This window comes from Pantoea sp. X-Soil-YNGN-844 (assembly GCF_059730595.1).
In genome coordinates, this window is record NZ_AP036007.1 from 686,829 (window position 1) to 707,203 (window position 20,375).

The following is a 20,375-nucleotide window of genomic DNA, read 5'->3' on the forward strand; positions in this document are numbered from 1 at the left end:
CAGTCTGGCTGTAACCTGGCTGTCATCTCTGTTTATTAGCATTGCTTCTTTTCTGGGATCGTCATAAAGGAAGCAATCAATAATGAAAACCGAACTCTCCGCATTAAGCACTGACCGTCTTCGTGATCCACATCGCCGTAAATTTCTTGCCGGTTCCGGTGCGGTAGGGCTGACCGGCTTTCTCAGCGGCGGCCTCACGCTCTCATCCAGCGCACTGGCGCAGACGAAGCCTGCCGGCAGTCCGCTACTGGGCTTTCAGGCGATTGCCGCATCCACGGCCGATGAGGTTGTGGTCGCACCGGGCTATCGTGCTGACGTGCTGATCTCCTGGGGTGATCCGCTGGTAAATGGCGCGGCCGCGTTTGACCCGCTGGGCAATAACAGCGCAGAAGAGCAGGAAAAGCAGTTCGGTGATAACAACGATGGCATGAGCTTCTTCGCCATTGATGAGCATCGCGGCGTGATGGCGATTAACAATGAGTATGTGAATGAGCCGACGCTGTTTGCCCACGGCGGCAGCAAAGCGACCAGCCTGGAAGATGTGAGGAAGTCACAGGCGGCACACGGCGTCTCCATCGTTGAAGTTAAACGGGGTGAAGACAATCGCTGGCAGGTGGTACGTCCTTCTGACTACAACCGCCGCATTACTGCCAATACGCCTATGCGGTTTTCCGGTCCGGCCGCCGGTGATAACGCGCTGAAGACCGCCGCCGATCCCCAGGGAATGCATGTCCTTGGCACCTTTGGTAACTGTGCCAACGGTAAAACGCCGTGGGGCACCTATCTCACCTGTGAAGAGAACTACGACACCTACTTTGGCACTCATCAGGCAGACTTTACCCCGACTCCACAGCAGAAGCGTTACACTCTGAATGCCGCCGATCCGGAGCGCAACTGGTCTGACTTTGATCCCCGCTTCGATATCGCGAAAAATCCCAACGAATTTAATCGCCACGGCTGGATTGTCGAGATCGATCCCTTTGATCCTCACGCTGTGCCGGTCAAACGCACCGCGCTGGGCCGCTTTAAGCACGAGAACGCGGCTGTGACGGTCGCGAAAACCGGGCAACTGGTGGTTTACATGGGCGACGATGAGCGCGGCGAATATATCTATAAATATGTCTCGGACGACAAGGTCATTCCGGATGATGCCAAAGCCAGTCAGGGACTGCTGGATAAGGGCACGCTCTATGTGGCGCAGTTCAACGGCGATGCGCAGGGCACACCACTGAAAGGCACCGGGCGCTGGCTGGCGCTGAAGTGGGGCGAAAATGGACTCAACGCTGAGAAGGGCTTTAACAGTCAGGCTGATGTCCTGATCAATGCGCGTGCTGCCGCCGATGTGGTGAACGCCACGCGGATGGACCGGCCCGAGTGGATTGCCGTTAACCCGCACGATGGCCGTGCCTACTGCACCCTGACCAACAATAACAAGCGCGGCAATGATGACATGCCGGTCAATGCGGCGAATCCGCGGCCCAAAAATATCTACGGTCAGATTATCCGCTGGGATGAGAAAGGCGATGCTACGGCACAGACCTTTGAGTGGGATATCTATGCGTTGTGCGGCAACCCGATAGCGCATCCCGAGGGGATCTATCGCGGCACACCCAACATCACTGCTGAAAACACCTTTAACAGTCCGGATGGCCTGGGCTTTGATGCGCACGGGCGCTTATGGATCCTGACCGACGGCAAGTACAGTAACAAAGAGGATTATCAGGGGCAGGGGAATAATCAGATGCTGGTGGGGGATCCTGACAGTGGAGAGATCCGCCGCTTTATGGTCGGCCCAAAATCGTGCGAGCTGACCGGCATTACCTTCACGCCCGACTACAAAACATTGTTCGTGAACGTGCAGCATCCCGGTGAAGAGGGTGACTCGCACTTTCCCAATAACAGTCCACGCCCACGCTCATCGGTGATCATGATCACCCGTGAAGATGGCGGCATTATCGGCGCCTAAAACAGGAGGCTGGCCTGACGGGCCAGCATCAAAGTTTACAGCGTGGGCGGTGCCAGACTGTCGCTGGAGGCCAGCGCTTTTTCGCGATTGGAGTGCTGCACCACATAGCGTTGTGTCTCCCAGTGCAGCAGGGTCAGCGTTCCGCCCCAGCAGCAGCCGGTATCGAGGCCGATAATGCCTTCTGGTGTTCCTTTCCCTTCCAGCGACGCCCAGTGACCAAACACGATGGTGTAGTCACGTGCGACCGGTCCCTCGATGTTAAACCAGGGCTTCAGCGGCGGAAGGGCGGATTCAGGGGCATCTTTGCAGATCATGTCCAGCTGGCCGTTGGGGAAGCAGTAACGCATGCGGGTCAGGGCGTTGGTGCTGAAGCGCAGACGCGCCAGACCGGTCAAATCCTCACTCCAGTTGTTCGGCATATCGCCATACATGGCATCCAGGAACAGCGGATAACTGTCGCTGGCGAGCACCGCTTCAACTTCACGCGCGCACTTTTTCGCAGTCTCAATATCCCACTGCGGCGTGATGCCGGCGTGGCCCATCACCAGCTTTTTCTCTTCATCCACCTGTAACAGCGGCTGACGGCGCAGCCAGTTGATCAGCTCATCTGCATCGTCCGCTTCGAGCAGGGGCGTCAGGCGATCTTTAGGCTTGTTACGGCTGATCCCGGCGTAGACAGCCAGCAGATGCAAATCGTGATTGCCCAGCACCAGACGTACCGCGTCACCCAGCGATTTCACGTAGCGCAGGACATCAAGGGAGCCCGGACCGCGTGCCACCAGGTCGCCGGTCAGCCACAGCGTATCCTGCTCAGGATTAAAATCGACCTGTTGCAGCAACGCACGTAATTCATCGTAGCAACCGTGAACATCGCCAATCAGGTATGTGCTCATAACGTTTTATCCATCAGGAAGGTGCCCGACTTAACGGGCAAAAAGCGTGTAAATCAATGAATGTGGGTCTGAATGGCGAGGCGGAACACCGGGATCTCGACGTGGAAGGTATCGCCCTGTTCGTCGACCATCACGTAATGTCCCTGCATGGTGCCCATCGGCGTTTCGATCACGGCACCGCTGGTGTACTGAAATTCATTGCCAGGCGCAATAAACGGCTGTTCACCGACCACGCCTTCACCCTGAACTTCCGTTTCGCGGCCATTACCGTTGGTAATCAGCCAGTAACGTCCCAGCAGTTGCACGGAGGAACGGCCCAGATTGCGTATCGTAATGGTATAGGCGAAGACGTAACGATCATCATCCGGTGAGGATTGTGAGGCGACGTACTGGCTTTGCACATGGACGGAGACGCGGGCCGTTTCACTCATGACTTACTCCTGCGATTTTCCCTGATGATTCGCCAGCCAGTTTGCCAGCTGACAATATTGCGCGACGGAGACGTTCTCGGCACGCAGGGTTGGATCTATGGATAACTCTTCCAGTGCTCCGGCAGCTACCATGTGGCTCAGGCTGTTGCGCAGCGTTTTGCGGCGCTGGCCGAATGCCTCCGTGGTAATACGGCTCAGTATACGCACATCGCTGACCGGATGAGGCGGCTCAGCAAACGGCACCAGACGCACTACGGCCGAGTCCACTTTCGGTGGCGGCGTAAAGGAGTGCGGAGGCACTTCCAGCACAGGGATGACCTGGCAGTAATATTGCGCCATCACCGTCAGACGACCATATGCTTTACTTCCCGGACCGGCAACCAGACGGTTGACCACTTCTTTCTGCAGCATGAAGTGCATATCTTTGATCGAACCAGTATAGCTGAAAAGGTGGAACATCAGCGGGGTCGAAATATTGTACGGCAGGTTACCAAATACCCGCAGCGGCTGGCCTCTCTCCTGCGCCAGCGCGGCGAAGTCGAAGGTCATGGCATCCTGCTGGAAGATAGTCAGTTTCGGGCCAAGGAACGGATGGGTTTCCAGACGCGCAGCGAGGTCGCGGTCCAGTTCTATTACCGTTAATTTATCGAGGCGTTCGCCAACCGGCTCGGTTAAGGCACCCAGGCCCGGGCCGATTTCCACCAGCGCTTCGTCGCGCTGTGGATGGATGGCGGAGACAATGCTGTCGATAATGTACTGATCGTTCAGGAAGTTCTGCCCGAAACGTTTACGGGCGTAGTGCCCCTGATGGACGCGATTATTCATTACTGCTCTTGATCATAGTGATGGCGAGGTTAAGCGCCGTGATGAAGCTGCCCGGTTCAGCCTGACCCAGACCGGCGAGTTCTAGCGCGGTGCCGTGGTCAACGGAAGTCCGGATAAAGGGCAGACCGAGGGTGATATTCACCGCCCGGCCAAACCCCTGAAATTTGAGTACCGGCAGGCCCTGGTCGTGATACATCGCCAGTACCACATCGGCATACTGCAGATATTTCGGCTGGAACAGCGTATCCGCAGGCAGCGGGCCGGTCAGATTAATGCCCTGCTGACGCAGTTCGTTAATTGCTGGCGTGATGGTCTCGATCTCTTCACGTCCCATGTGGCCACTTTCACCCGCATGAGGGTTAAGACCACAGACGTAAATATGCGGTTCGGCAATCGCAAATTTCTGCTGCAGATCGCGATGCAGAATCGTGATCACTTCATGCAGACAGTCGCGGGTGACCGCAGCGGGGACATCTTTCAGCGGCAGATGCGTAGTCGCCAGTGCGACTCGAAGCTCTTCTGTCGCCAGCATCATGACTACGCGATGGCCGCCAGCGCGATCGGCGAAAAATTCGGTATGGCCGGTAAAGGCGATACCGGCATCATTAATAACACCTTTGTGCACCGGGCCGGTTATCAGGGCAGCAAATTCACCGTCGAGACAACCGTCACAGGCGCGCGCCAGCGTAGCCAGTACATAGTCGCTGTTGGCGACGCAGAGTTCACCTGGCGTAACCGTCTCTGCCGTTTCAATGGGCAGGACAGTCAGCGTACCCGCCTGCTGCGGCTCTGCCGCCGCGTCAGGCTGGTAGGTCCGCAGCGTCAGCGGCAGACCAAGTTGGGCCGCACGCTGCTGCAACAGTGCTGGCGAGGCGCACACCACCAGTTCAACCGGCCACGACTGCTGAGCCAGCTGAACCGTGAGATCGGGACCAATCCCGGCGGGTTCGCCGGGCGTGATCACCACACGAAGATTACTGCGCATTGCCATCCAGAATTTTCACGTAGGCGCTGGCGCGTTGTTCCTGCATCCAGGTCTGCGCTTCTTCCGCGAACTTACGGTTAAACAGCATACGGTAAGCACGCTCTTTCTGGGCGGCATCAGTTTTATCCACCTGACGGCTGTCCAGCAACTGAATCAGATGCCAGCCGAAAGAGGAGTGAACCGGCTGGCTGGTCTGGCCTTTCTGCAGACGCAATAGCGCGTCGCGGAACGCCGGGTCGAAGGATTCCGGTGAGGTCCAGCCAAGATCGCCACCCTGGTTCGCCGAACCCGGGTCATCAGAGTACTGTTTGGCCGCCGCGGCGAAAGTGGTTTTGCCGCTGCGGATATCAGCAGCGATCTGTTCCAGCTGCGCCCGCGCCTGTTCGTCTGTCAGAATCGGCGACGGCTTCAGCAGAATGTGACGTGAATGGACTTCGGTGACAGAAACATTTTTGCTCTCGCCACGCAGGTCGTTTACTTTCAGGATGTGGAAGCCGACACCGGAGCGAACGGGTCCGACGATATCACCTTTTTTTGCGCTCGACAGCGCCTGCGCAAACAGGGTTGGTAACTCTTCGATTTTACCCCAGCCCATGTTGCCGCCTTTCAGCGCCTGAGAGTCGGCAGAGTAGGTCACGGCCATCTTGCCGAAGTCTGCGCCATTTTTCAGTTCGCCAACCAGCTGTTTCGCCAGCGTTTCCTGCTCATCAACCTGCTGCTGCGTCGGGTTTTCCGGCAGCGGCAGCAGAATATGGCTGACGTTCAGTTCGGTGCCCTGACTGTTCTGAGAGCCGATCTGGTTAGCCAGCGTATCGACTTCCTGCGGCAGAATGGTGACGCGACGACGTACTTCGTTGTTGCGCACTTCAGCAATGGTCATCTCTTTACGGATCTGAGAACGATAAACGCTGTAGTTCATGCCGTCATAAGCCAGACGGCTGCGCAGCTGATCAAGGCTCATGCGGTTCTGCGCAGCGATGTTCTGAATCGCCTGGTCCAGCTGCTCGTCGCTGATCTGGATCCCTGCTTTTTCACCCATCTGCAGAATGATGTTGTCCATGATCTGACGTTCCAGAATCTGATGGCGCAACGTTTTATCATCCGGCAACTGCTGACCTGCCTGCTGGGCCTGAGATTTAACCGTGCCCATCATGCCGTCCACGTCACTCTCAAGAACCACGCCGTTATTGACCACGGCTGCAACTTTATCAACGACTTGTGGTGCTGCGAACGCGGTGTTGGCACTGATTGCCACACCAAGAATCAGCATTCTCCAGTTCTTCATACTTTATCCATTGTTGGTTCCGCACTGCGGGATTGCCTGTCAAACATCACAACATCAGAAAGCGGGCTGGTAAGGGATAATGCCCTGACGCAGCATATCGTTGGTGCCTAAGCCATAGTTAGGACTCAGACCACGCAGCTCAATGTTGAATGAGATTTGGTTGTCATATTTACTGTCGTTGTTTTCCCAACCGTTAATTTTGCGTTCGTAACCGACCCGGATCGCGTAGCAGCATGAGCTGTACTGCAGCCCAACCAGCTGCGACGCCGGACGCGTGTTGCGGGTATCGTAGTAGTAAGCACCTACCACAGACCATGCATCCGCAATCGGCCAACTGGCCGTGGTACCTACCTGTGAAATCCCGTTTTTGTAGATAGGGTTTGTCACCAGGCTGCTATCGTTCAGCGCGGTCGCTACATATTCCGGGCTGCTGTAACGGTAGCTCAGCTGTACCATGCGGTCGGCATCACGACGGTATTCCAGTACGGTATTGCCCTGGGAGACGTTGTCGAGTTTGGTGTCATATTGCAGCCCACCTCTGACGCCCCAGCGATCGCTGATTTTCCAGTATGTATCACCAGCCCAAATCAGGCTGCCGGTATCATCTTCTTTACTGGTTTGATTCACACCAGTACGAGAAGGGGTAAACGAGTAGATTTGACCCACAGAAACGTTAAAACGTTCAACCAGATCGGTATCATAAATACGCGAGGTGACACCGGTAGCCACTTCATTGGCCGACGCGATGCGATCCAGCCCGCTATAAGTACGATCGCGGAACAGACCGGTGTAGTCGGTTTGCAGCAATGTTGAGTCGTAGGGATAGATGTTGCTCTGGTTACGGTACGGGATATAAAGGTACTGCACGCGCGGTTCCAGTGTCTGGGTATAGCCCGCAGCCGAATTCATATCGCGGTCAAACACCAGCCGGCCATCCACTTTAAACTGCGGCAGGGTGCGGTTGACCGATTCATCCAGTTCGCCGCTCTTATCACCCCTGAGACCGTTAGCAGCGTTGTTATAGTAATCAACGTCAGTCTGCTGATAGTGGGTCGCCAGGAACTTCGCTTCGGTATCCAGGCTGGCCCAGCCATTGGACAGTGGCAGGTTCAGCGTTGGCTCAACGTGTAAACGGGTCGCCTCAGGATAGCGGCTGTTGACATTGGTGAACTTCACCGCCTGGGCATAAACGCGGCCATCAAACGGGCCGATATCGTTCTGATAGAGATTAACGTCCAGCTGCGGCATCGCGCGGTAAACGTTATTGCTGGTGGTATTGCCGAATACCTGAAAGTCTTTGGTAGAGAGCGTGGCGTCCCAGTTGGTATCTGAATAGCCAATGCTGAATTTTTGCGTGGCGTAGTTGTCAGTCGAGCTGTAGTACTTCGAGTCGAGATCGTTGAAGTAATATTTGTCGCTGACTTTGGTGTAGTCCGCGCTGAAACGCCAGTGCTGGTCATAAACACCCGCATGACGCCAGTAGAACAGCCAGCGATCGGAGCTGTCGTTTTCGGCGATGCCGCGCAACGCTTTGTCGTTATCGTACTGTTTATCGGAGCCGAGGTAGTCGAATTCCATCAGACCGGCACCCAGCGTGGTCAGATAACGGAATTCATTTTCAAACTTCATGCCGCGCTTACTGATGTAGTGCGGCGTGATGGTCGCATCGGCCTGTGGCGCGATGTTCCAGTAGTAGGGCAGAACGAACTCAAAGCCGTTATTGCTGCCATATTTTGCGTTCGGGATCAGGAAACCAGACCGGCGGCGATCGCCAATCGGTAACTGCAGATAGGGGCTGTAGAACACCGGAACCGGACCGAGCTTAAAGCGGGCATTCCAGATCTCCGCCACTTCCTCTTCGCGATCCTGGATCACTTCTGAACCCACTACGCTCCAGCTGTTGGAGCCAGGCAGACAGGATGTAAAGGTACCGTTTTCCAGGATGGTATAGCGGTTATCGCCGCGCAGCTTCATCTGATCGGCGGTACCACGTCCCTGACGATCCACCATCTGGTACTGACCATTCCAGACGTTGGTATCTTTGCTGTTGAGGTTTGACCAGGCTTTCGGACCTTTCAGGATGACCTGGTTGTCATCGTAGTGCACATTACCCAGGGCATCGACGGTACGCACGGGCGCGGTCTGGCCTTCCTGCTGACGCTGATGAAGCTGAACTTCATCCGCCTGCATACGGCTGTTGCCCTGCTCAATGTTTACGTTGCCGGTAAAGACCGCATCATTGGGATAGTTCCCTTTCGCGGCATCGGAGTGAATGGTGACAGGCAGCTGGTTCGTATCACCGTTCACCAGCGGGCGGTTGTAACTCGGCACGCCTAACATACACTGCGACATCAAATCGTCGGCAAAGGCTTGCTGGCTAATGGCTGCGCCGATCAGTGTGGCCAGCAGGGTAGGTATATGTTTTTTCATACGCGGTATCGAGAATTCCATGAAAACTGGCATCATGCCGACAATCGGGTCAGAGACTAACTTACTGCCCGGCGTTGCGCCAGTGTTAATCCTGGTCTGTCAGCGTTGCCGTTAGGCGCTGAGATAAATGACAGGTATGATAATGCAATTTTCAGCCGCAAGCATGGCGAATTGAGGAGTTTATGCGCTACTGGGGAAAAGTTATGGGTCTGGCGGTGGGATTACTTTCCGGCGCAGGCTTTTGGGGTATTGTGATCGGTTTGATCATTGGCCATATGATTGACAAAGTACGCGGCGCACAAGGCAAGGCTTACTTCTCAAATAATCAGACCCGACAGACGCTGTTTTTCAGCACCACCTTTCAGGTGATGGGCCATCTGACCAAGTCAAAAGGGCGCGTCACGGAAGCGGATATTCAGATTGCTTCGCTGTTGATGGAACGGATGCAGCTGCACGGGGACTCCCGCAGTGCAGCTCAGCGCGCGTTCCGCGAAGGCAAGCAGGCGGATTATCCGTTACGCAGCAAATTGCGTGAACTGCGCAGCGCCTGTTTTGGCCGGTTCGATCTGATTCGGATGTTCCTGGAGATCCAGATTCAGGCCGCCTTTGCCGACGGCTCACTGCATCCCAATGAGCGTCAGGTGCTCTATGTGATTGCTGAAGAGCTGGGCATTTCACGGGTCCAGTTCGACCAGTTCCTGCGCATGATGGAAGGTGGTCAGCAGTTTGGCGGCGGTCAGCGCAGTTCAGGCGGTTTCCAGCAGGCGCAACGCGGCCCAACGCTGGAAGATGCCTGTAGCGTACTGGGCGTGAAAAGCAGTGATGACGCCACCACCATTAAACGCGCCTATCGCAAACTGATGAGCGAGCATCATCCCGACAAGCTGGTGGCGAAAGGATTACCGCCCGAGATGATGGAGATGGCGAAACAGAAAGCGCAGGAAATTCAGGCAGCGTACGATCTGATTCGCAAAGAGAAGGGCTTTAAGTAATCACTGTGTCCCCTGGCCTCTTCTGCAACAGAGGAGGCCAGGGTGACAAGTCGAACATCTCAAAAATCGGCGGGCTGACGAAACGTCATAGCATTACCAAATGCCGGATGGGTAATAGTCAGTGACTCCGCATGCAGCAGCAGACGGGCTGCCATCGCTTTGGCTTCCGGGGGCGCATAGAAGTTATCTCCCAGAATCGGATGGCCCAGCGCCAGCATATGCACCCGCAGCTGGTGTGAACGGCCGGTAATCGGCTTCAGCGACACGCGTGCACTGTTATCCGCACGATATTCCAGCACCTGATACTCCGTCTGCGCGGCTTTGCCGGTCTCGAAGCAGACCATCTGCTTTGGACGATTTGGCCAGTCGCAAATCAGCGGCAGATCAACCAGTCCCTCTTCCTTTTCAGGATGCCCCCAGATACAGGCCACGTAGGTTTTGGAAGGCTCCCGTTCGCGGAACTGGCGTTTCAGCTCGCGTTCCGCCGCCTTGGTCAGCGCCACCACCATTACGCCGCTGGTCGCCATATCGAGTCGGTGGACCGACTCGGCCTGCGGGAAATCACGCTGTATCCGCGTCATCACGCTATCTTTGTGCTCATCCAGACGACCGGGTACTGAGAGCAGACCGCTGGGTTTATTCACCACCATGATATGTGCATCCTGATAAAGGATGTGCAGCCAGGGTTCACGCGGTGGATTGTAAGGTTCCATGGAGCTTTCCAAAAATAAGGGGCCATGCGGCTGAGATTGTTGACAAAGTCTGGTCTGATTAGCTGTGAGAGTGTGCCAGCGCAGGAAACACAGTCAGATCGGAAAGACGCAAAAGCTGTCATCCCTGACAAGCTCGGCCCGCGCCGTCCATGGCGCGGGACGCTTTCCTCTTCTGCCTGTGTTACCTGCGTTTTGAGTTTCTCAGTTGCGGCCAGATTCATCCAGGCCCCTGAGCTTACTGGTGTGTTACCACAATCAGGCGCAGCGCGTCGAGACGCCAGTTGGCCTGGTCGAGACTTTCAAGCACCTGTTCGCGGTTGCTTTCCAGCGCCTCAACTTCATCGTCGCGGATGTTCGGATTGACAGCTTTCAGCGCGTTAAGACGCGAAAGCTCGGCACCCAGCTTCTCGTTCGCTTCAGCACGTGCCGCATCAATCACCGCACGTGCTTCACTGACGACGCTCTCTTCGGCTTGCGTCAGAATCGCATGCACATCCTGCTGCACCGCATTCACCAGTTTACTGGCGGTGTGACGGTTAACCGCATTCAGCTGACGGTTAAAGCTTTCGAACTCCACTTTGCCCGCCAGGTTAGTGCCTTTGGTATCCATCAGCAGACGGATTGGCGTCGGTGGCAGGAAGCGGGTCAGTTGCAGATGCTTCGGTGCCTGCGCTTCAACCACATAGATCAGCTCGACCAGCAGCGTCCCCACCGGCAGCGCCTTGTTCTTCAGCAGTGACAGCGAGCTGCTGCCGGTATCGCCTGACAGGATCAGATCCAGACCGTTACGGATCAGCGGGTGTTCCCAGGTAATGAACTGAGTATCCTCGCGTGACAGTGCCTGATCGCGGTTAAAGGTAATGGTGCAGCCATCTTCCGGCAGGCCAGGGAAATCGGGCACCAGCATGTGGTCGGAAGGGGTCAGCACAATCAGGTTATCGCTGCGATCTTCCTGATTGATGCCGACGATATCAAACAGGTTAAGCGCGAAGTTCACCAGGCCAGTATCGTTATCCTGCTCGCTGATGGCATTGGCCAGCAGCTGCGCTGATTCACCGCCGTTGGAGTTCAGCTCCAGCAGGCGATCGCGACCCTGTTCCAGCTGCGATTTCAGTGCGTCGTGCTGTTTACGGCAGTCAGTGATAAACGCATCGAAGCCTTCATTGTTCTCCGGCGCGGCCAGATAGCCGATCAGCTGCGAATGGACGCTGTCATAGAGGGTACGGCCGGTCGGGCAGGTGTGCTCAAACGCGTCCAGCCCTTCGTGATACCAGCGCAGCAGCACCGCCTGTGCGGTCTGCTCCAGCCACGGCACCAGAATCTGAATATCGTGCGCCTGACCGATACGATCCAGACGACCGATACGCTGCTCCAGCAGGTCCGGGTTAAACGGCAGGTCGAACATCACCAGACGGCTGGCAAACTGGAAATTACGGCCTTCAGAACCGATCTCGGAGCACAGCAGCACCTGCGCGCCGTTCTCTTCTGAGGCGAACCAGGCGGCAGCACGGTCACGTTCAATGATCGACAGACCTTCGTGAAACACCGCGGCGCGGATGCCTTCACGTTCACGCAGCACCTGCTCCAGCTGCAGCGCAGTGGCGGCTTTGGCGCAGATGACCAGCACTTTCTCTTTACGGTTGCTGGTGAGATAGCCCATCAGCCATTCGACACGCGGGTCGAAGTTCCACCAGGTCCCGCTGTCGCCCTCAAATTCCTGATAAATCTGCTCCGGATAGAGCAGGTCACGCGCCCGCTCCTCGGCGCTTTTGCGCGTACCCATAATGCCGGAGACTTTAATCGCCGTCTGATACTGCGCAGGCAGCGGAAGGCGGATCTGGTGCAGCTCGCGTTTCGGGAAGCCTTTAACGCCATTACGGGTATTACGGAACAGTACGCGGCTGGTGCCGTGGCGATCCATCAGCATGGAGATCAGCTCCTGACGCGCTTCCAGCTTGCCGTCACGATCGCTGTTGGCGACCTGCAGCAGCGGCTCAATGTCCTGCTCGCCGACCAGATCGTTGATCCGGTTCATCTCCTCCTGGGAGATCGCCTTGTCAGCCAGCAGCGCTGTTACCGCATCGGCAATCGGACGGAAATGCTGCTGCTCTTCAACAAAGGCAGCAAAATCATGGAAACGGTCCGGATCGAGCAGGCGCAGACGGGCAAAGTGACTCTCCATGCCGAGCTGTTCCGGCGTCGCCGTCAGCAGTAGCACCCCGGCCGTTTTCTCAGCCAGCTTTTCGATAACCTGATATTCGCGGCTTGGCTCGCCTTCTGACCAGGCCAGATGGTGCGCTTCATCCACTACCAGCAGATCCCATTCGGCATCGGCCAGCATCTCAAGGCGCTGTTTGTTACGGCGCACAAAGTCCAGCGAGCAGATAATCAGCTGCTCCGTTTCAAACGGGTTGTCGCTGTCGTGCTGCGCTTCGGTATAGCGATCGTCATCAAACAGCGCAAAGCGCAGGTTGAAGCGGCGCAGCATTTCGACCAGCCACTGATGCTGTAAGGTTTCAGGCACCACGATCAGGACGCGCTCAGCACGACCCGCCAGCAGCTGCTGCTGGATGATCATCCCGGCTTCAATGGTTTTCCCCAGGCCAACTTCATCGGCCAGCAGCACGCGCGGCGCATGGCGACGGCCGACATCGTGGGCGATATGCAACTGGTGAGGGATCAGGTTGGTGCGCATACCGCGTAAGCCGCTGATCGGCAGGCGGTACTGCTCACTCTGGTATTTACGGGCGCGGAAGCGGAGGGCGAAACGATCCATCCGGTCGAGCTGGCCGGCAAACAGGCGATCCTGCGGCTTACTGAATACCAGCTTGCTGTCGAGCATCACTTCGCGCAGCATCACGTCGCTTTCTTCGGTATCCAGACGGGTACCGATATAGGTCATCAGGTCATTTTCGTTACGAACTTCATCGACGCGCATCTGCCAGCCTTCGTGGCTGGTGATGGTATCACCCGGATTAAAGATGACGCGGGTAACCGGCGAATCGTTGCGGGCGTAGAGGCGGTTTTCCCCCGTGGCCGGAAACAGCAGGGTGATCATGCGGGTATCGATCGCCACCACGGTGCCCAGTCCCAGTTCACTTTCCGTATCACTAATCCAGCGCTGACCTAATGTAAAAACCATATATTTTTTGCTCGAATTTTAACGTTTTTAGAGGTGTTCCCAAAGCTCAGGCAATAGCGTTACCGCCAGACAAACGAGGTCTGGAGCGGGAGTAAGAGCGGTGAGTTTCAGGAAGGGCGCTATGGTACTGGATGGCAGGGCGTTCGTCACCTGTCAAAAAAGCCCCAATTGTCCTGTAATCAGTGTAGCAAAGTCCCCTTCAACAAAAGGCAGAATCCCCTCAGCGACCGGCTGAAGTTGCTTCGTTACATAGTGGTCATAGTCCAGCGGCGTGCTACGCGCTTCCAGTGGTTCCGGGCCTGCCGTCGCCATAACGTAACGAATACGGCCTCCCTTCTGATACTGTAATGGCCGGTTTAATTTACGATTCTGCTCATCGGCCAGCCTGGCGGCACGCACATGCGGGGGCACGTTTCGTTCATATTCATTCAGCGGCCGCCGCAGACGCTTTTTATAGATTAGCTGATCGTCGAGTTCACCCGCCAGCAGCTGCGCTACGGTCGTGCGGATGTAGTCCTGCCACGGCTCACGGTGAAAAATGCGATGGTAGAGCTGCTGCTGAAACTGTTTGGCCAGCGGCGTCCAGTCGGTTCGCACCGACTCCAGCCCCTTGAAGACCATGCGCTCACCGGCAGCGTCACGAATCAGTCCGGCGTAGCGTTTCTTGCTGCCCTGTTCCGCGCCGCGAATGGTCGGCATCAGGAAGCGGCAGTAGTGGCTTTCATACTCCAGCTCCAGCGCGCTGGTCAGCCCGTGGGTCTGTTGTAAGTGGCCACGCCACCAGGCATTCACTTTCTGCACCAGCTGCTGACCAATCGCGGCAGCATCTTCTTCACTGTGCGCCGACTTCAGCCAGACAAAGGTGGAGTCGGTGTCGCCATAGATAACGTCGTAACCTTCCGCTTCAATCAGCGTGCGGGTCTGCTGCATTATGGCGTGACCGCGCAGGGTAATCGAGGAGGCGAGACGCGGATCGAAGAAGCGGCAGGCGCTGGTGCCCAGTACGCCATAAAAGGCGTTCATGATGATCTTCAGCGCCTGGGACAGCGGCTGATTATTCTGCTTTTTCGCTGCCTCACGACCCAGCCAGATCTGCTCAACAATCGCGGGCAGGCAATGGGTATGCCGTGAGAAACGCGCTTCGCGGAAACCTTCGACTGAATCGGCATCATCCGGATGGGCCAGTCCCTCTACCAGACCCACCGGGTCGATCAGGAAGGTGCGGATAATCGACGGATAGAGGCTTTTGTAATCCAGCACCAGCACCGAGTCATAAAGGCCGGGGCGCGAATCCATCACATAGCCGCCAGGGCTGGCTTCCGGGGCGACATCGCCCATGTTCGGGGCGACAAACCCGGCGCGATGCATCCGCGGAATATAAAGATGACCAAAAGCCGCCACCGAACCGCCGTGGCGATCGACGGCCAGGCCATTCACCGCCGCACGCTCCAGCAGAAATGGCATAATCGCGGTTTTGTGAAAAATGCGCGTCACCAGCTCGCAGTCTTTCAGGTTATAGCGTGCCAGTGCCGGTTTATCGTTGGCAAAGCGCCAGTTGATCTCCTCCATGCGCTGCCAGGGATTATCGATCGCTTTCCCTTCACCCAGCAGCTGCTGCGACACTGATTCCAGGCTGAACGACGGAAAATCCCAGAACGCCGCTTTCAGGGCGTCGATGCCATCGATAATTAACCGGCCACTGGCCTGCGCGAAAAAAACGCCAGGCTTGAAGCCATGTTCACGCCACTCCAGGGCGGCCTGCTGGCGGCCAAGACGCAGCGGTATACCGTAACGATCGGCATGCTTCTGCAGCACCCGCAGGTCAAACTGCACCACGTTCCAGCCAATCAGCACGTCCGGATCATGCTCTGCAAACCACTGGTTCAGCGCTTCAAGCAGCTGCGGGCGGCTGTCGAGATAGATCAGCTCGAAATCCAGCGTGCTGGCATCGCCATTGACGGGGCCGAGCATAAAGACCTGGCGCTGACCGCAACCCTCCAGCCCGATACAGTAAAGCTCGCCATGCTGCGTGGTTTCAATATCCAGTGAGACCCATTTCAGCGGCGGGCGATAGTCGGGATGGGGTTTGAGTCGCGCATTGACCACGCTGTCACCGCGCTGCTCGCCATCAAACCAGACCGGCGCGGTAATAAAACGCTCCATCAGGTAGCGCTCCGGCGGGCGGATATCCGCCTCATAGACCGGAATGCCCTGTTCGCGCAGCCGCTTTTCGATGCGCTGTAGCTGACGGTTCTGTGGGCAGTAGAGGCCAAAAACCGGGCGGCGGCGGAAATCTTTCAGCGCCAGCGACTGAATCCGAAACTGACGTTCATCCTGGAGTAATTCGCTGACCTGTGCCTGAAACTCCTCGGGAATAAACGCAACGGACTCCTGTACCGGCAGCACCACGCGCTGCGCGCCAGCATCCGTGGCGAGCCAGAGGATAATTTCGGTGCCTTGCGGGCTGTCGCGCCAGTGGCGGGTGAGCAGAAAACCTGCGCGGGCCATATTCAGATGTTCTCCGGACTCAGCAATTCAGGGATGAGAAAACTGCTTAAGTATATCATGGATATTTATACAGTTCCCGCCGCCGCTTTTGTCAACATTGTCCTACAATTCTTGCCTTGACGCTGTGTGGCTGGCTCTGGACAATCCAGCCTTCTGCTTTTACTTAGGATGATTATGGAAGCCTGGATTCAACAACTGATTACGCAGTCCCTGGAGTGGGCGCTGTTTGCCGTTGCGCTGGTGACGTTTCTGGAGTCGCTGGCGCTGGTCGGGCTGTTGCTGCCAGGTACGGTAATGATGGCCAGTCTGGGCGCGCTGGTGGGCAGTGGCGAGCTGGGCCTTTATCCGGCCTGGGCAGCGGGCTTTGCGGGCTGCCTGATTGGTGACTGGGTCTCTTACGGCATCGGCTGGAAATTCCAGGGGCCGCTGCATCGCTGGAAGTATCTGCAAAAGTATAAAGGCCTGCTGGATAAAACCGAGCACGCCCTGCATCAGCACAGCATGTTTACGATTCTGGTCGGGCGCTTTGTGGGGCCGACACGTCCGCTGATTCCGCTGGCGGCCGGTATGCTGGAGCTGCCGGTGCGTAAATTCCTGCCGCCGAACATTATTGGCTGCATCCTCTGGCCGCCGCTCTATCTGCTGCCCGGTATTCTGGCGGGTGTAGCGATCGATGTGCCGAAAGCCGCGCAGGGCGGCAGTTTTAAGTGGCTGTTACTCGGCGCAGCCCTGCTGATCTGGCTGGGCGGCTGGCTATGCTGGCGCTGGTGGCGCAGCGGCAAGAGCCGCGACTGGGCGACTGCCTGGCTGCCGCCTGAGCGCCTGCGCTGGGCAGGACCGCTGGGGCTGGTGATCGCCGTTGCGGCGTTTGTGGGTATTCAGTTCCATCCGATGATGCCGGTTTTCCGTCATCTGCTGTGGCAGGTGTTCTTCGCCTGACGCTTAACGACGCGGGATGCCGAGCACTTCGGCCTCCCGCGTGTCGCCCGACAGCAGCTGTCGGGTCTCACCATTCCAGTACACCCGGCCATCCACAATCACCACGCTGCGCGGCGCAATCTGCTGGGCATCTTCCAGACTGTGCGACACCATTAGCAGCGTGATGCTGCGCGCTTCACACACCGAACACACCAGCTGCAGCATCTCTCCGCGCAGCGCGGGATCCAGCGCAGAAAAAGGCTCATCCAGCAGCAGCACCGGACGGTCACGCAGCAGACAGCGTGCCAGCGCCACGCGCTGTCGCTGTCCACCCGATAGCTCGCCCGGCAGGCGCGTCAGCAGATCGCCTAATCCCACCTGATCGGCCAGCGCTGCAAGCTGCTGGCGCTGCCCGGCGCTCAGCTTCAGTCCGGGGTGCAATCCCAGCGCCATGTTCTGCTGCACGCTGAGGTGCGGAAACAGGTTGTTCTCCTGAAACAGCATCGACACGGGCCGTCTGGCCGGCACGCTGTGGGTGTGCTCCTGACCGTCAATCATCAGGGTGCCCTGTTTCACCGGCAGAAAACCAGCAATCAGGCTCAGCAGGGTGCTTTTACCGGCTCCGCTGGGTCCGAGGATCGCGATGCGCTCGCCGCGTGTGGCAGTGAGGCTGAAGCGCATCGGCAGATGCTGATAAAGGTAAGTGAGGTTATCAAGTGTCAGCATGGCGGCCTGGTAATTTTTCCATTAGCGTGAACAGCAATAAGCAGAGCAGCAGCAGCAGCAGGGCAGTGACCGCGCCATCTGCACCGCGATAGGCACCAATCTGCTGATAAAGGTAGAACGGCAGCGTGCGGAAGTCGGCACTGCCAAACAGTGCCACCACGCCAAAATCACCAATCGACAGCACGCAGGCAAAGGCCAGCGCCTGGGCCAGCGGACGCTTCAGCGCCCGCAGCTCAATCAGCCGCAGCCGGTTCCAGCCGTGGATATCCAGTGAATCGCAAAGTCTGCCGTAGCGCTCTGCGACATCCCGCATCGGATTTTCCAGCACTTTCAGCGCATAGGGAATGGCGATTAGCGCATTGGTAAAGATCACCAGCCCGTCGGCCGACTCGGGCAGGCCGATGGTGGCGTTGAACAGCAGGAAAAAGCCAGTGGCGAGCACAATGCCTGGCATCGCCAGAATCAGCATGCCGCTGGTGTCGATCAACTGTGCCGCCGCCGGACGCTGACGCAGACGCAGTTCACGGCTACTCCACAGCAGCATCATGGTCAGCACCACTGAAAGTAAACCGGCACCCATGGCGATGCGCAGTGAGGTAAAGGTGGCCTGCCACAGTGCAGGCTGTGCCAGCGCGCCACGCAGTCCGCCGTGCAGACCATCGACGATCACAGCCGCCAGCGGAGGCAGCAGCAGGATCAGCGCCAGCCCGATCAGCAGCGCATCCATCAGCTGTGCTGCACGGGAATCCTGCGGATCGCGCCAGCCGTTCAGCTGACTGGTTCCTGCAGGAATCGCCTTGCTGAAGCGCTGACTGAGCAGCACCAGTGTAAGGCAGCAGCCGAGCTGGATCAGCGCCAGTAGCGCCGCACGTCCGGGATCGTAGTCATAACTCAGCGCCTGAAATATCGCCAGCTCAATGGTGGTAGCCTGGGGACCGCCGCCCAGCGACAGCACGGTGGCAAAGCTGGCGAAACAGAGCATAAAGATCAGCGCGCCGGTCGGCAGCAGCTGACGCTGCAGCCACGGCCACTCCAGCAGACGAAAATGGTGCCAGCCGCGCAGGTCAAGCTGTGCCGCCAGCTGACGCTGTTCCGCCGGGATGCTCTCCAGCGCCTGCAGCATCAGGCGGGTCGCCAGCGGCAGGTTAAAGAAGACGTGCGCCAGCAAGATGCCCGGCAGACCATAGGGCGAGAAGTGATAACCGATGCCGAACAGCTGGCACAGCTGCGCCAGCCAGCCATTGCTACCGTAGACGGTCAGCAGGCCAAACACCGCGACCAGCACCGGCAGCACCAGCGTCATGGCGCACAGGCGCAGCAGCAGCTGGCGGCCAGGGAAACGACGTCGATAGAGCGCCCGCGCCAGCGGCACCGCAGGCAGCAGCGACAGCAGGGCGGAGAGCAGCGCCTGAGCGAAAGAGAACGCGATAACGTGATGCAGGTAGTCATCCTGCAGCACGCCGCGTAAGTCCGTGTCCGGTGCGGCGCTCCAGAGTGCACCGAAGGCCAGAAACGCCACGAGGGTCAGTAACACCGTGGCGAGGGAACCGGGGATCAGCCAGCGCGGCATCAGCGGCTGACGGCGCGTTGCCACTGGCTAATCCAGCCCGAACGCTGGCTGGCAACCTCTTCCGGCGAGAACTGCAGAGCAGTGGACGGCACGCTGAGCGCTGCGAAACCGGCAGGCAGAGGCGTGTCGATCACCGGGTACATCCAGTTGCCGGTTGGGATGGTGCGCTGGAAGTCAGGCGAGACCATAAACTTCATGAACTGCTGTGCCAGAGCGGGCTGTTTGCTGCTGGCTAACTGCGCGGCCACTTCAACCTGCAGATAGTGTCCTTCGGCAAAGGATGCGGCAGCATAGTTCTCTTTCTTCTCTTCGATGATGTGGTAAGCCGGTGAGGTGGTGTAGCTCAGCACCAGATCGCCTTCGCCCTTCAGGAACAGGCCATAGGCTTCACTCCAGCCTTTGGTCACCGTCACGGTTTTCTGCGCCAGCTTTTGCCACGCCTGCGGAGCCTGATCGCCATAGACCTTCTGCATCCACAGCAGCAGACCTAAGCCGGGCGTGCTGGTGCGGGGATCTTCGTAGATCACCCGCCACTTCTCCGGACTGTCGACCAGCTCTTTCAGGCTTTTTGGCGGATTTTTCAGCCGGGTTTTGTCATAGACAAAGGCGAAGTAGCCATAATCGAACGGCACGAAGGTTGTGTTGTGCCAGCCATCGGGCAGTTTTAATGTCGAGGTGTCGACCTGACTTTCGGCAAACAGGCCAGTTTTTTGCGCCGCCTGCACCAGATTGTTATCCAGTCCCAGCACCACATCCGCTTTACTGTTTTTGCCTTCCATGCGCACGCGGTTCAGCAGTGACACGCCATCTTCCAGCGTGACGAATTTCAGCTCGCAGTCGCACCGTGCTTCAAAGGCTTTTTTCACTGCCGGGCCAGGGCCCCAGTCGGCGGAGAAGGAGTCGTAGGTGTAGACCGTGAGAACCGGCTTAGCCGCCAGAACGGGGGCGGAGAGTAACAGCAGCACCGGCAGAACTTTGTTTAACACTTTGC

15 protein-coding genes are annotated in these 20,375 nt (G+C 57.5%); 3 read left to right on the forward strand and 12 right to left on the reverse strand.

The genetic code is table 11. The features are described from left to right. The first annotated feature begins 82 nt into the window (after positions 1-82). Entirely contained in the window at positions 83-1,966 is a 1,884-nt protein-coding gene (locus AC6I8C_RS03005) for a PhoX family protein (RefSeq protein ID WP_497821576.1), read from the forward strand. Between the two features lie 35 nt (positions 1,967-2,001). Here the strand turns inward: AC6I8C_RS03005 and apaH are convergent, their stop codons facing one another. Genes apaH through lptD form a run of 6 tightly spaced genes read right to left on the reverse strand, consistent with a single transcriptional unit; the run spans position 2,002 to position 8,815 of the window. Further along, entirely contained in the window at positions 2,002-2,859 is an 858-nt protein-coding gene (gene apaH / locus AC6I8C_RS03010; protein ID WP_497821577.1) for a bis(5'-nucleosyl)-tetraphosphatase (symmetrical) ApaH, read from the reverse strand. A 53-nt stretch (positions 2,860-2,912) separates the two neighbouring features. Beyond that, a complete protein-coding gene (apaG, locus tag AC6I8C_RS03015; RefSeq protein WP_013356738.1) occupies positions 2,913-3,290 on the reverse strand; it encodes a Co2+/Mg2+ efflux facilitator ApaG/CorD in 378 nt (125 codons plus the stop codon). A gap of 3 nt (positions 3,291-3,293) precedes the next feature. After that, a complete protein-coding gene (rsmA, locus tag AC6I8C_RS03020) occupies positions 3,294-4,115 on the reverse strand; it encodes a 16S rRNA (adenine(1518)-N(6)/adenine(1519)-N(6))-dimethyltransferase RsmA (RefSeq protein WP_033781836.1) in 822 nt (273 codons plus the stop codon). After that, a complete protein-coding gene (gene pdxA / locus AC6I8C_RS03025; protein ID WP_497821578.1) occupies positions 4,108-5,100 on the reverse strand; it encodes a 4-hydroxythreonine-4-phosphate dehydrogenase PdxA in 993 nt (330 codons plus the stop codon). The genes rsmA and pdxA overlap by 8 nt, the downstream gene beginning before the upstream one ends. Then, positions 5,090-6,385, reverse strand: coding sequence for a peptidylprolyl isomerase SurA (gene surA / locus AC6I8C_RS03030; protein ID WP_497821579.1), 1,296 nt, complete (start codon positions 6,383-6,385; stop codon positions 5,090-5,092). The genes pdxA and surA overlap by 11 nt, the downstream gene beginning before the upstream one ends. A gap of 54 nt (positions 6,386-6,439) precedes the next feature. Continuing rightward, complete coding sequence (gene lptD, locus AC6I8C_RS03035; protein WP_497821580.1) at positions 6,440-8,815, reverse strand: LPS assembly protein LptD; 2,376 nt, start codon at positions 8,813-8,815, stop codon at positions 6,440-6,442. A gap of 182 nt (positions 8,816-8,997) precedes the next feature. Between lptD and djlA the strand changes: the two genes are divergently transcribed. After that, positions 8,998-9,807 (forward strand): co-chaperone DjlA, encoded by an 810-nt coding sequence (gene djlA, locus AC6I8C_RS03040; RefSeq protein WP_013356743.1) that lies wholly within the window; start codon positions 8,998-9,000, stop codon positions 9,805-9,807. A gap of 59 nt (positions 9,808-9,866) precedes the next feature. Here the strand turns inward: djlA and rluA are convergent, their stop codons facing one another. From rluA to polB, 3 genes are all read right to left on the reverse strand, one after another. Next, on the reverse strand, positions 9,867-10,520 hold the full coding sequence (gene rluA / locus AC6I8C_RS03045; protein ID WP_497821581.1) for a bifunctional tRNA pseudouridine(32) synthase/23S rRNA pseudouridine(746) synthase RluA: 654 nt from the start codon (positions 10,518-10,520) through the stop codon (positions 9,867-9,869). A gap of 235 nt (positions 10,521-10,755) precedes the next feature. Continuing rightward, a complete protein-coding gene (gene rapA, locus AC6I8C_RS03050) occupies positions 10,756-13,662 on the reverse strand; it encodes an RNA polymerase-associated protein RapA (protein WP_497821582.1) in 2,907 nt (968 codons plus the stop codon). Between the two features lie 153 nt (positions 13,663-13,815). Further along, complete coding sequence (gene polB, locus AC6I8C_RS03055) at positions 13,816-16,176, reverse strand: DNA polymerase II (RefSeq protein WP_497823301.1); 2,361 nt, start codon at positions 16,174-16,176, stop codon at positions 13,816-13,818. Positions 16,177-16,344: 168 nt separating this feature from the next. Between polB and AC6I8C_RS03060 the strand changes: the two genes are divergently transcribed. Next, positions 16,345-17,109, forward strand: a complete 765-nt coding sequence (locus AC6I8C_RS03060; RefSeq protein ID WP_013356747.1) for a DedA family protein — start codon at positions 16,345-16,347, stop codon at positions 17,107-17,109. Positions 17,110-17,112: 3 nt separating this feature from the next. Here the strand turns inward: AC6I8C_RS03060 and thiQ are convergent, their stop codons facing one another. The 3 genes from thiQ to thiB are packed head-to-tail and all read right to left on the reverse strand — an operon-like array spanning position 17,113 to position 20,370. Further along, positions 17,113-17,814, reverse strand: a complete 702-nt coding sequence (gene thiQ, locus AC6I8C_RS03065) for a thiamine ABC transporter ATP-binding protein ThiQ (protein WP_497821583.1) — start codon at positions 17,812-17,814, stop codon at positions 17,113-17,115. Next, entirely contained in the window at positions 17,801-19,408 is a 1,608-nt protein-coding gene (thiP, locus tag AC6I8C_RS03070; RefSeq protein ID WP_497821584.1) for a thiamine/thiamine pyrophosphate ABC transporter permease ThiP, read from the reverse strand. The genes thiQ and thiP overlap by 14 nt, the downstream gene beginning before the upstream one ends. Next, positions 19,384-20,370, reverse strand: coding sequence for a thiamine ABC transporter substrate binding subunit (gene thiB / locus AC6I8C_RS03075; RefSeq protein WP_497821585.1), 987 nt, complete (start codon positions 20,368-20,370; stop codon positions 19,384-19,386). Before thiB ends, thiP begins: the two co-directional genes overlap by 25 nt. Positions 20,371-20,375 lie beyond the last annotated feature (5 nt).